This is a genomic window from Legionella hackeliae (assembly GCF_000953655.1).
GTDB classification, from domain to species: domain Bacteria; phylum Pseudomonadota; class Gammaproteobacteria; order Legionellales; family Legionellaceae; genus Tatlockia; species Tatlockia hackeliae.
Window position 1 is genome coordinate 2523258 of the sequence record NZ_LN681225.1, and the last position, 12177, is coordinate 2535434.

Here is a 12177-nt window from a genome sequence, read left to right on the forward strand (position 1 = left end):
CCGCTGCGGCAATTTAAACCAGTTATAGAATTAAGTGTTTATTGGCATTATAGTAAAAATTTACTACAGCTTGTTAAAGGAGCTTCCCTAAAAAGGATAAAGAAAAGACGATTATTTAACTGCGCTTATTTCCTCAGCAGTGTAAACATCGGTATTTTCTTCATGAATCGTTCTTATTTCTTCTTTAAAGGCGTTCAGATGAAATTGCAGAGTTTTATCATGACTTCCTCTAATTCTGCCTCTCGGCATAAATTTTTTTCCTTCATCAACAACCTCAAGCAATTGCTCGTAGTGTGATGAATCATTTTTATAATTTTGAAAAGCAGTTTTTAAATTTTGTAGATACTCCTGTCTTTGTTGTGCATCAGTTTTCCAATGAAAGCATTTAAGTCCTAACGCAATGTATGAGCTTATCAGATCTTGAAACCAGAATTCTTTCGCTCGTTCTTTTAAATAACTACCGAAAAAGCCTGATAATTGATCATCAGCGCCAAAATATTTACTCATCAAGCTATGGCGTATATGGGAAAACTTTTCCTTTTGTTCTGCCGGTCTATTTTCTTGTCCGAAGAGCCCAATAGACAGTGGGGATTGTGGCTCGTGAAGTGTCTTAAAAAAAGCAAGGTTTCCCTGAAGTTTTTGAATAGACTGTGATTTTTCTTGTTCGATCGCACCTAAAGTACTCTTATCAAGACGTTGCCATGCAGAAAATAACTCACTTTTTTCAAGTGCTACTATTTCACGATAGAGTTGTTGTTTGCTTTTTTCATGATACCGATATTGTGGCTTCTCAAGGAGTTTTAAACGTTCTACCAGCAATTTGAAGTTTACATCAACTTCATTTAACAATACTAAAGGATTATCCGTATAAAGTTTTACATATTTTTCTTTTAAACCATTTAGATTAACCTGGGCCTCTTCAATGCTTATTAATTTCTCTTTAGATAAAAGAAGTTTGGCCTTTCCTAATACTTCTGAGGAACTTGCCTCTAACATGGCTGCTTTTTTAAACAGTTCAAGCGCGGGTTTTAAAGAATCAGGAGGAAGATTGCCTGCCTCATTTAATAACATTGCATAACGCTCAGAAATATCGTCAACTTGGTCAAGCAGGGGGATGACGACTTGCATTTTGTGTCTAATTGCATCAAGTCTTTTGTTCGCTAAAATAAGTTTTTCGAGAACAACTTTATCTTGAGTGTGAACACAAATCTCAATCGTTTCCTCTAAATAATTTTCAAAAATTCTCATTTGCTGGGATATTTGAGTCCTACTTGATCGATTAGCATTTTCTAAGTCAATTGATGCGAATAACCTTGAGTACTCTGATTCAGTATGTGTTAAGAGCTCAATTTGTAACGCAGTCTTAACGCGAGCAAGTTCTTTAATCAGTGGCTCAGTCGCCTCAATTTTTGCTTTAACAGCGTCATTTTTGTTAGATTCAAGCTGCCCCATTAAATCTGTTATTTTAGCTTGTGTAAGTTCTATCTCTAAAACAAGTACTTTCTTCTCTTCCTGAGTCGTTGGGCTGCGTTTTAGTAACTGCGTCACATTAAATTGTATTTCAGCCAATTTTTGTAAGCTCAATATAATTGTCTTGCGAGCGGCAATAGAATCAATAAGGGTTTGCTCTGCTTGTCGCAATGTTAAATTTTGCTTTTGAATAATGTTCAGATGTTCAGTTGCTTGCAAATTTAGGCTGTTTATTACTTCGGGTATAACTTTAATCGGCGCAAAGAAGCCAGGAAGGTCATTCCACTTTTTTATTATAGCCTCTAATTGATAGGTACTTATTGTCTTTAGTTGGGCACCACTAGGATCTCTGTAATCTGTGGATACCTCAAGTAATTTTTTGACATCAATACTTGCAAGTCTATCTTGCTCAAGCTGCAAATACTCTAAAGCATCTTTACCGTTCATAGTCACTAGCGACTGAGTAATTTCATCCAACGTTTGTGTTGCCATTTCTTCAATTTCAAGAAGCTTGCAATCAAAATTCGAGAAGTTAGCTTCAAGGATAGCTTGCTCATGAAAAATAGAAATTAATCTGCTACAAAGAATTGCCTCCGCTTTTCTTTGTTCAAAGTCATCTTTCGTGCTCTTTAACTCTGCTTCAGCAGCCTGTAACCTTTTAACTTCTTGATATCTTTGATGCAGTGCGTATAGGTCTATTTTGTCCTTGTGTAGTTCAGATACCACAGTTTGCTTTTGAATCTCTATCTTTAGCTCATCTGCAATTTGTTGAAGCTTTTGGTTAATCTGATTAACCAGTTCACCGAGATCGAAATCAAAACTGCTGGGCCCAAACAGGGCAGTATAGTGGTTCCAATAATTCGCTAAATTGGTAGTGATACCACCAACACCACTTGCATCTTGCACTTGATTGTAGAGTGAATCTATCCATCGAGCATCAGTTTCTAAATACTTTTTCAGGTTATCTTGTGGAATTTTGTCTTTGGGAATATAAATACTCTTACTCGATGTAAGAATATCTTTATAAGTCTTTAACGCATCCTCAGCAGCCTTGAGGAAACTAATGCGAGCTTTTGCCTTCGATTCCAATACACTTAGACATATGTCAGCATTTATATCCTCTATTTTTGCAATATTTTCTAACTGACACTGATAACCATCATAAATTTTATGAATAGCGGGATTGTAGTGAGAGGTAATAAAATCTGAAAAATCTGCAAGAACCTGAACTTCCTGGCCCTCAATTAGTTGCTTATTCTTAAAAAGGACTTGAATATGCTGGTTTGTATCTTGGACCTTTTTTTCTTTCTGCTTTTGCGAAGTTTCATTTCTCGCTTTCATCTCTGCTTTTTCCTCTGCTGTAATTTACATGCTAGTATCTTTCATCCCAAGTGTTGCTCTAAACCTTACGATGAAGGTTACGGGGTTTCTAAAATTGCAGTGCGCGACTAGTATAACTCTGTAATATGAAGGCAATATTAGCAAATTTTGACAATTACACTTCTTTCTGGTCAAAATTTAAATTAATTGTATTAAATGAGATTATGTGAAATATCCCAGTTGCCTGCAACTGAGATATTCATTGCACATTGAACTTAATGAGTTTTAGGTAAGCTTTTTACATTCGGATCTTTAGCATAGGCATTAAGAATATCTGACACCAGTTGCTCAACCACACTGGCTTTGGCGTCTTCCTCAATAAGTCCTGTTTGTTCTCTCATGGAAGCCAAACGCACTTCAATTTCTCTGGCAACAGAGCCATTGGGGAATAATGCTGCTAATAACCTTCTCGCTTCTGCTGGACCTAAATGACGGTACAGTTGATTACGTACGCTCGCATCCTCAGCGGTGGTACTAAATGCCCATAACTCCACAGGACCTAGCGTGAGGGTTAACAATTGCACGTTAACACCACTTTTTGTCGCATATTGCACAAGAAATGTTGCCCCGCCTTGACGTGGCCCATGGACTCGAGTGCGCAGTGCCGTTTTTGCAGTATTGGACAGTCCAAAAATTTGACTTGTTTTTTCCACTGCTTGAGAAGGTCCAGCATCCATGACATAGATTGCTGTACTAAAATCAATCATAATTGGATCAAAATCCTCGACGGCCTGGGATAATAACGCAATTTGTACTTTCCATTTACGCCCTTCCCGCATATCAATAATCACCTGATCACGCACAGCAGCTGATTTTGAGGTACGGTGGAATTCGTCATAAACAATTCGCTTAGGATCTTCTCGAATTTCCATCACTCGTTCTTTATGATATTCCTGATATTGTTCAGGAATATTATTTAAACTTTCTTCTGTTAAATAGTAATGACGCGCAAGTACATAACGAGCAAGCATATACATTACGGCTGTCTGTCTATCAGCAGCATCGCCTCCACTTTTAGCAACCTCGTCAAGGTCAAGGGAAACAACACGAGCATCACCTATATCGAAACTGGTTACCCTCGACAAAATTGGATATTCACGTACAGCACCAGAAATCATTCGCGCAAACGCATTAATTAGTGATTCACCTGTGGGTGCTGTTACCTTTTCGTAGAGATCTTCAATAGAAGGGGTACGGCAGATAGATGCCGCATCCGCTAATAAAGGCATTGCATAACGCTGGGCTAACATAGCCTCATGAACAAATCCTGCAGAATACAATGAATCCGTAACTTCCCACCAGGTTGATTTAGAATCTCTTACAAATCCAATTTCCTCAAGAATACTATCAATAAATTCTTCAACACCAGGCGCATAAGGTGTAGGGTTAAATTCATCAGCAAGGCTCTTATACAATTCATCCACGATCATGCCCGCCAAGTCAGCCATACCGTCATAAGGCTTTACGGCACCTAAGGGCGTGGTTAACAACGTTAAAAAATTGACGAGGAAAGAGCGTTCTAACGCTGTAGGATAACGACAGCCTAACTGGGTATCAAAAGGATTGATAGAATACTCTGGAGTCATACGCAAACGATGGTAAGCAACCAAGTGGCGTTGTGATGCCGGAAGAGCTTCTTTCAGCAAGGAAATTAATCCACTACTGGAAGGACCAATATCAATAATAGCAATACGAGGCAATCGTGTTAATCCGCCGGATAAACACAATGCCAAATTTAACGCGTTTGATAACACTGATTTACCAGAACCAGGTCGCGCATACACCAAATCAATCCAGGTTGTTTGTTGTGTAGAACCCGGTTGAAATGGCCAAGGCTTACCATCAGGTGTACGGAATAACAGAGCACCCGTTTCCCAAGGAGACGCAGGTCGGGTAATCGGTAACATGGTGATTACATGGGACAATGGAGCCACGGAAGGCACGGCAGCACTTTTTAAAGTGGTCGCTAACATACTGGATACAAAACCTGCAAATGGATCCCCACAAATTTCTGATACATCTGTTGAACCCCATCCCTGAAGTGCTTTAACCAATTCAGAGCTGCGTCGCCTTAATAAAGGTGCCTGATCTTCTGGCGCCCAGGTTGTAGCCACTACTCGCAAACGAACGATAGTATCGTCTGTGTTCAATTGTAAATATTTTAATAGGTTTACAGAATCACTAATCAAGCGATTTTGTGCTGAAGAAAAGCTTAAAATTGCTGCTAATAATCCTTTGAGCTTAAGAGTATTTAATCCTTCACTTTCAATTAAAAATGAAATTCGCCAAGGGATATGCGCAGGCAAAATCCGAGAAAATAAATTAATAAAAGGACGTATGTCTTTTGGAAAAAGATCGATAAAAACAGAAGAATATAACTTATTACCCACTTTAACAGTACGCAAATCGAGGTTCTCAGCATCGCGAGGAATCACTTGTTTTGCTAAAGAAGGCCATAATAAATCCGAGGGATCACCATTGAAACCATTAATCTCTCGCGGCATTATCTTATCGCCAGGCAAAGTCGCCTTCCAATCATCCGCCGTAAAATCTGGATCAGCAGTCAAGCGGATAGCATGGATGGCATCATGAACATCCATTAAGCGGGCAAAGATATTTAATGCATCTAAATCATTGATAATAGCTCGTACATAAGCCTCATGCGTATCACGTAATTCAGGAATTGCCGCATAGACAGTTTGAGTATTTTTAAATGGGGGTGCTTTCATGTCCTTAAGCATTTTTAGCTTAGCCTTGCTTGCTGCCTTTAGTTGTTCCTGGGCTAAGTTATAAGGACGAGTATATAAAACAAAATACACTCTTTCTTCAGCACAATATTGCGCTAAAAAACTCACTCGCTCTGTAAATAGATCATCTAAACTTAATTCTAAACGTTTGGCTGTTGCTTCAGCAGGTTCGAAGATGTCCTGAATGACTTTGCGGATATTTTGCTTATCATGGCTAAAATAAACTTGCAACGCATGGCCAGGGCGCCCCATAGCAGCCTGGAATGCATTGCTTAGACCTTCTACTAAACGCTCAAATTCTTCAGCCCCAGCAAGAGCCGTGATACCTTCAATTTTTAAAATCGATAACAAGCTGCCATCATGATTCACTAAAACAGTTGGACTATCGGCTGTCTCCAAATCACAATAGGACTCAGTTGTTTGCTTTAATGATGTACTTAACCAGGAAAAAAAGGTATCAACACCCTCAAAAAATGACTCTGCCCATTTCCCCATGTTGTTCCCTATTTATTAAACTCACATTCTCAATTGAGAATTAAAAACTTGTAAAAATATGGAAGATTATTTGCTTTCAGTAATTTCTTCCAAGGCACTCGCTGCCCATCGCTCAATTTGTTTACGGAATTTGGCACGCGACGGTAATAAACGAATATTTTTAAATAGATTATCCGCAACATCCGCAGTAACTCCTGAGTCAATTATTAATTGACCAAAAATAGCAGGGTCACTCGTACCCTCACCGTACTTTTCCTCAACCACTTGAGAGCGAAACTTAAAGCTTCGATATATGTTTTGGGCACTGCTCTTATAACCTGTGTCATTGGTAATTGCACAAAATAACACATGACATAAACTATTTAGTTCAGGCTGGCTGAGCTCAGGAAGATAAACCAGAGTCCCGCCTCCATATCCACCAACTCCAACAGATTCAATAAAAAAACACTGAGCACAAAAGCAACAAGCTGTCACCAAATTAGATAAACGATTATTTGTAAAATCATAATCGAGATTAACTACTTCTTGAAAAAGTTTTGCCTGAAACCCACAAAATTGGCAAGTGTAGCGGTCACGTTGGAAAACTTTTAATTCATAAGCTTTAAAACGCTCGTCAGCTTTCCTGGCTGAATAAAAACGCCAAGAACCAGCACTCGCTACCAGTTTTAAATTACAACGTTCTTGGGTACCCGCCATTTAATACTCACAATATTAAAGATAATAAAAAATCAGGAAGCGAATGAATGCCTTCCTGATTTTTGCATAGATATTAACCGCCAGAACCTGTGAAGATTGTTCCAGTAGGACCAGCTACAGAACCAGCTTCACCAAACATGGTTTGACCAGTAACACCTAGGATTGATGGCAGGAACAGCAAAGCAGCTGCAATAAACACTAGAGCGATTGGGGTACCAATTGGGATTTGGGTTGGATTATCTTTATGCTGTTTAAACTTCATAATCGCACCAATAGAGAAACCAAGACCCGCCAAATAAGAACCTGCGGTAATCAGCTTAGCTACGCTAGTAAAAGAACTTGTAATACTGGATGCCATATTACCCAAAGTTTTACTACTGGCAACAGCTTCTCCTGCCAGCACCATTAAACCGACGCAAGCAGTAAATATAAGCAGCTGTTTTAAGTTGTGCTTTAAATTTAATGGCTTTTTCACTTAATTTCTCCTTTGTAAAAAACTATTAACTCGTACCATAAATCGTATTATTAATGATTTGCAACGTCGCTACAATGTTCATTGCTAACATTCCACCAAACACATGAATTAGTCCCTTTCCTGTTCCGCCTGGTGGTTGTCCTTGAGAGGCGGAACGGGCTATAAGAACCCATCCTCTAACAAAAGCAATGACGCCGAGAGTCTGAATTATTATTGCTATCGGTCTTCCTATTGTACTGCCGCTACCAAATACTGCCGATATTGCCTGGTTATTACTGTTTACCGGTGCATATTGTAGAATACTGGATGAACCAAAAGAAGTCTGCAGTAAAATCGCTAAGCCCGTCGGAAAATAAATTAACATTCCAGCAACTAGCAAATACGCAAGGGGTTCTTTTATACTTGTATTGCTGGACATCATTGTTCGTGCTTCACCATAAGCTTTTAAACTATATATTGCTTTAAATGCAAATGCCAGACCTAACAAATAGGCAGCACCAGTAACCAAACGCTCTACCGGTAGCAAGTTATTAGCAATATTATTCAGTATATCAGCTTGATTATTCAGCCAATTGATAACGGAACTGCCAGTATTATTTCCAGTAGACATAGAATGCCTCAACTATCTTGCTGACTAAACCTTATTACTCTACCAGAACTTGTGAGTACTCTCCCTTGCCTTGAGTCAATCAGCTTAATCACACCATAACCAGCTACTTGAGTTCCCTCTCTTACGGTAATTGTAGACCCATTTTGAGCAATTAACCACGCTCTTCCAGGTATTATAGCCTGAATAAAATAAGAGGGCGGTGGTGGTCGCTTTATAATTACTCGAGCCACCGGTTTTGGCTTAACATGCACTGTTAAAACAGAGATTTCTTTTGACTGTTGCTCCACTCTGGAAACAATAACAGTTAGAGTTTGATTCAACTGAGCTATTTTGGTGGCCAGAGCATTAATATTCGTATTAATTGTGGCAACTTGGCTAGTTAATGAATCCAGATCTGAACGAAGATTTTGCTGGCTAGCCTCAAGCGCTGATAGCCGTTGCATCACCTCAGAATTATCAACAGTTGGTTGGGTGACAGGCATTGTCTGCGCAGTTGGAGGAGGTTCTGTCGGTGTCACAATCGGCTGTGGAGGAGTTATTGGCTGTTGTACCGGTGCAGGGGTTGCAATTGTTGGAACAGCGTCTGCAGGCTTTGGTTTCTTTGTAAAAAGTGGCCCTAAAAATTTATAAGCAAGCATTGCTACAACAATGACAACTATTGCGACAAGAGCATTACGTCTTATATTTGCATTAGACTCTTTTTTTTCTATAGGCGCTGAAGTAGTCTCTTTCTCTTCATCTGAATCAGGACTAATTACATCCAAATCAGAAAATTGATACTCATCACTGTATTCATTTTTATCGTCATCTACCATGTCTTACCTACTCATTAAGTTAAAGTGACGTTACATCTTGAGTAAACAATATACCCAAGCCAGTACCTGAATAAACTTCCACTGTTGTAGGAGTACTAAATTGCTGTTGAGCAACCTGTCCCCAACTTTTACCCACAGTTGCCAAGCCAATAATGGCATTTTCCAAGGCAGAACGGCCAATACCATTCTGCACGGTGATATTGTCGCCACCGCCTGTACCACCAATTGTTACTGTGGTATTGGCTGACTGAAATGCATTACCGAATCCTTCAATAAATGAGGATGCGAACAAAGAGCCATAGCGTAAAAGATAGTGATGGTTAACCTTACTAGAAATGGCCGTTCTTGCTGTATTTGGATCAATTGCATAAGCACTAATGGAGATGGTTCGTCCAGCCCCGGGAACAGACATTGTGTTAAAACTGATGACCATCTTGTCTGCATTGCTTGGTAAATTGAAGCTTCCTATGAGTTTGGCACCTTTAAACCTGCCTGAAACAATAGTCGCTAAAATTGGCCCAGGTTCATCGCTATTTACGGAAGTATCTAGAACTGCAAAGAGAATATCCCCTGTTTTAATGATGGCTTTTTGATTGGTATTTATACCACCACCAGGCACTTGGGCTTGATCCTGATTGGCAACTTGTCCTGAGGCTCCAGCAGTAGTTATTGCGGCTGCTTCTTTTGCTGCCTCGGGTTCTGAAGTCGCGTTATAAGCCTGAGCATTCACTTTCTGCCAAGACTGGAGCGATTGATTTGCAGTACCCAGCATTTGCGCCATACGTTGTTGGATTCTTTGCTGAAAACGTTGATCAGCGAGTTGTTGATTTTGTCTATTTAAAATAGCTTGTAATTGTTTAGCATTGCTAGCTTCTTCTTGTGCAGCCGCAGCAGGCCCCCCAGCTCCAGTAAGACTAGGTATTGAACCTGGAATACCGGCAACTGTGGACGGTGCCCCCTCTTGAGTAACTGCTGTTAAACCAGCAACCTCCGAGCCTGGAAAACCTGCTTCTTGTAACTCTGCATTAGTAAAGCCGGCATCCTGCAAATCTTTGGCACTATAGCCTGCATTCTTAAGATCGGCGGCACTAAAACCAGCATCTTTCAAATCTTTCGCACTATAACCGGCGGCTTTAAGTTGACTTGCAGAAAAACCAGCGTTTTTAAGATCAGCAGCACTAAAACCAGCATCTTTTAATTCACTTGCAGAAAAACCAGCATTCTTAAGCTCAGCAGCACTAAAACCAGCTGCACGTAATTCTCTGGCAGAGAAGCCTGCATTTTTCAAGTCAGCCGCACTGAAGCCGGCATTTTTTAATTCAGCAGCGGTAAAGCCCGCGGCTCTTAGTTCTGCTGCAGTATAACCTGCCGCTTTCATCGCTGCAGCACTACATCCTAATGTTTGTCTTATTGTAGTAGCGGATACACCTGCAGCTCTAGCTGCTTGTAATGAAGCCACACTGCAATCAGCATTTCTTCCAGCAGCAATTGCTGCTGCAGTCCCTACTCCTGCACGCCGTAATTGTTCGGGTGTAAAGCCCGCAGCAAGAAGTTCTGCAGGGGTAAAACCTGCTGCCGACAAAGCTTTAGCGTCATATCCAGCATTCTTCAATGCTTCAGCGCTACAACCATTTAACTCACGAATTCGCTTAGCAGAAACACCCTGACTAAATAAATATTTTAATTTCGCTGGATCACAACCTGCTGCACGAATTGTAGCATCAGAAAGTCCTGTTGCAGCTTGAATTTGATCCGGTGTAAAACCCGCTGCCACTAGTTGCTGTGGCGTAAATCCTGCTGCCGCCAAATCATTGGCATCAAAGCCGGCCGCCTTTAAGGCATCGATGCTACAACCATTTAAATCGCGAATTCTTTTAGCAGAGACTCCTTGGACCAGTAAGGCTCTTAATTTATTTGGATCACAACCAGCCGCTCGAACAGCTGCATCACTCACAGGACTTGCTGCTGCAATTTGAGCCGGTGTGAAACCAGCATTGGCTAAGTCGGCATCTGTAAATCCTGCATCTTTTAATGCTTGTGCACCATAACCAGCCGCTTTGAGGGCTGAAGCACTGCAACCATTTAATGCGCGTATTCTTTTAGCAGATACACCTTTAGACAAAAGCACTCTTAATTTGTCTGGATCACAACCTGCAGCCTTAATAGCTTCATCACTGGTCGTACCTGCAGCAGCAATTTGCGCAGGTGTAAAACCAGCATTGGCTAAATCAGCATCTGTAAAACCTGCTGCTTTTAGCGCATCAGCACTACAGCCTGCATATTGTCTGATAAGTTTGGCACTCACCCCGGCAAGGCGTTCTTTTCTTAGTATTTCAACATCACAGCCAGCACTTTTAATATCTGCAGGTGTAATACCGGGAGGTAACTCAGCTTCCGCAGCAGCTATTTCCCCGGGCGTAAAGCCGGCATTTCGTAAATCATCAGGGGTAAAACCTGCATTCAGTAAATCTCTAGCTCCGAATCCAGCTTGTCTCAACTCGCTAGGAGTAAATCCTGCATTTTTTAAATCAGCTGCACTAAAGCCTGCGTTTCTTAAATCTGCCGCAGTGTAACCTGCTGCTTTTAATTGAGCCGCACTACAACCACTAATTCGACGAATGGCTGCAGCAGTCACGCCTGCAGCGCGCAAACGTTTTAAATTATCAACTTGACAACCAGCACTACGAACATCCGCAGCAGTCATTCCATTGGGTAAACCGCTCGCTTTTGCAATATCATTATCAGAGAATCCTGCTCCCTTTAACTCACCATCCGTAAAACCACCATCTTTCATTTCCTGGGCAGTAAAGCCAGCATTCCTTAATTCGCAAGCATCAAAACCACAAAGTCGGAGCCTTCCTGCATCAAATCCTGCATCCTTCAATTGCCGGGCATTAAAACCTGCTGCCCTTAATTCTTTACAGGGGCAAACCTGCTGTAAATCTTTGATTTGATATCCAATATCTTTTAATTGCGTACAATTACACCCTGCTTTTAAATCAGTAAGTGTTGCACCCTGATTAACGACATCGGTTACCGCAGCCTTGCTACAACTGCTGTTTTGCAGCGATTGAATCCATAAACTACGTTGTGGCCCAGATTCATCTTCACGGGCAAGTGTGGCAAATCCAACCCCACCCTCTCCCTGCTGTGGACCTATGGCTTGAATGCCCTCCCCCATTGCTTGAGATCGAATAATAGTAGGAATAGCGCTACCACCGGTCTGCATAGCTTGCGCAGCTTGAGTAACATTTTGCTCTTGTTGTAATTTGGCATATTGAACAGTTGGGTCAAGAGCCCCTGGAATTGATTGAATGCCTGGTACAGTGGCTACTGTGGATGGGCCCCCGTTAATATCAGCACCACTCCTTAATCTTATGATTCCGATAGCAACAGCAATAATCAATAAGAGTGCAGTGAAAATAATAATTACTCGTGTTCGGGTGTTGGTAAACAGTGCTTTTAGATTTTCTTTTTTACCTGCCATTT

Annotated in this window: 7 protein-coding genes; all 7 read right to left on the reverse strand. The window is 40.9% G+C overall.

The annotated features are described in order from the left end of the window. Nucleotides 1–111 precede the first annotated feature (111 nt). The 7 genes from LHA_RS11110 to dotG all read right to left on the reverse strand — a co-directional run bounded on the left by LHA_RS11110 (nucleotide 112) and on the right by dotG (nucleotide 12175). Nucleotides 112–2811, reverse strand: a complete 2700-nt coding sequence (locus LHA_RS11110) for a hypothetical protein (RefSeq protein WP_045106604.1) — start codon at nucleotides 2809–2811, stop codon at nucleotides 112–114. Between the two features lie 254 nt (nucleotides 2812–3065). Continuing rightward, complete coding sequence (locus LHA_RS11115) at nucleotides 3066–6092, reverse strand: type IV secretion protein IcmB (RefSeq protein WP_045106605.1); 3027 nt, start codon at nucleotides 6090–6092, stop codon at nucleotides 3066–3068. A 66-nt stretch (nucleotides 6093–6158) separates the two neighbouring features. Beyond that, the gene (gene icmJ / locus LHA_RS11120) at nucleotides 6159–6788 is read right to left on the reverse strand and encodes a type IVB secretion system protein IcmJDotN (protein ID WP_045106606.1); all 630 of its coding nucleotides are present in this window, start codon (nucleotides 6786–6788) and stop codon (nucleotides 6159–6161) included. 73 nt (nucleotides 6789–6861) lie between these two features. Continuing rightward, nucleotides 6862–7194, reverse strand: a complete 333-nt coding sequence (locus LHA_RS11125) for a type IV secretion protein IcmD (protein ID WP_231862008.1) — start codon at nucleotides 7192–7194, stop codon at nucleotides 6862–6864. Between the two features lie 94 nt (nucleotides 7195–7288). Next, complete coding sequence (locus tag LHA_RS11130; protein ID WP_045106608.1) at nucleotides 7289–7873, reverse strand: hypothetical protein; 585 nt, start codon at nucleotides 7871–7873, stop codon at nucleotides 7289–7291. 8 nt (nucleotides 7874–7881) lie between these two features. Then, nucleotides 7882–8688, reverse strand: coding sequence for a type IVB secretion system protein IcmG/DotF (icmG, locus tag LHA_RS11135; protein WP_045106609.1), 807 nt, complete (start codon nucleotides 8686–8688; stop codon nucleotides 7882–7884). Nucleotides 8689–8707: 19 nt separating this feature from the next. Then, entirely contained in the window at nucleotides 8708–12175 is a 3468-nt protein-coding gene (dotG, locus tag LHA_RS11140) for a type IVB secretion system protein DotG/IcmE (protein WP_045106610.1), read from the reverse strand. Between the last annotated feature and the right edge of the window lie 2 nt (nucleotides 12176–12177).